Source organism: Bradyrhizobium yuanmingense (genome assembly GCF_029167105.1).
Lineage (GTDB): Bacteria > Pseudomonadota > Alphaproteobacteria > Rhizobiales > Xanthobacteraceae > Bradyrhizobium > Bradyrhizobium yuanmingense_A.
Map to the genome: position 1 here is coordinate 1 of NZ_JARFML010000125.1, position 766 is coordinate 766.

Consider the following 766-nt stretch of genomic DNA (forward strand, 5'->3'; position numbering starts at 1 on the left):
CGTGGTGGCGAGTTCTTCGAGCTCCAATTCCAACTGCTCAAGTAGCCGCGCCGTGCGCTCGGAGCGCTGCCCGTGCAGTTCGCGTTTGAGCTTCTCGATCCGTAGCTCAAGATGAGCGATCAGCACTGCGCTGTCCGACAGCTCCGCCCGCGCGTTGGCGGCATCCGCGACTGCCACATCGCGTTCAGCCTGCAACGCCTCGCGCTCGGCCAGCAGCGCAAGGTAGGCGATCGCGAGATCCGACGGAAGATCGCTCGGCTTCGATGTCATGAGGCCATTGAATCAGATCGAGCATCAGATTCAAGCCCAAAACGATTATCCGACCCGCGTCGGCCGCTGGGTTTCTTGCGGATTGCGCCAATCGATCCCGGACAGCAGATAGCTCAACTGCGCCGGCGAGATCGTTACCGCTTCACCGGCAACCGATGGCCAGATAAACTTTCCTCTCTCGAGTTTTTTTGTGAACAAGCAGGCTCCCTGACCATAGTGCCAGATCACCTTCACAAGATCGCTGCGGCGACCGCGGAAGACAAACAAATGACCGCTGAGCGGTTCTTTGTGCAGCACCTCCTGCACTTGGAGGGCCAGCGATGGAAAGCCTCTGCGCATATCCGTGTAGCCTGTAGCCAGCCACACTCGCACATTCCCTGGTACAGAAATCATCGGCGTCCAAGCACATCGAGGACCCGCGCCAACGCCTCCGGATCGACGTGCGCATCCACCCGGATGCACCGTCGGTTGCCGAGATCGATCTCTATCAATCCAG

Annotated in this window: 1 protein-coding gene and 1 pseudogene; both read right to left on the reverse strand. The window is 59.5% G+C overall.

The window, feature by feature from the left end:
• Window positions 1-270: pseudogene (locus P0R31_RS40745) on the reverse strand (IS66 family transposase); the annotation flags it as partial.
• Window positions 271-315: 45 nt separating this feature from the next.
• Window positions 316-636 carry an IS66 family insertion sequence element accessory protein TnpB gene (tnpB, locus tag P0R31_RS40750; RefSeq protein WP_430516904.1) on the reverse strand — a complete coding sequence of 107 codons (321 nt, stop codon included), beginning with the start codon at window positions 634-636 and terminating at the stop codon, window positions 316-318.
• Window positions 637-766: the final 130 nt, after the last annotated feature.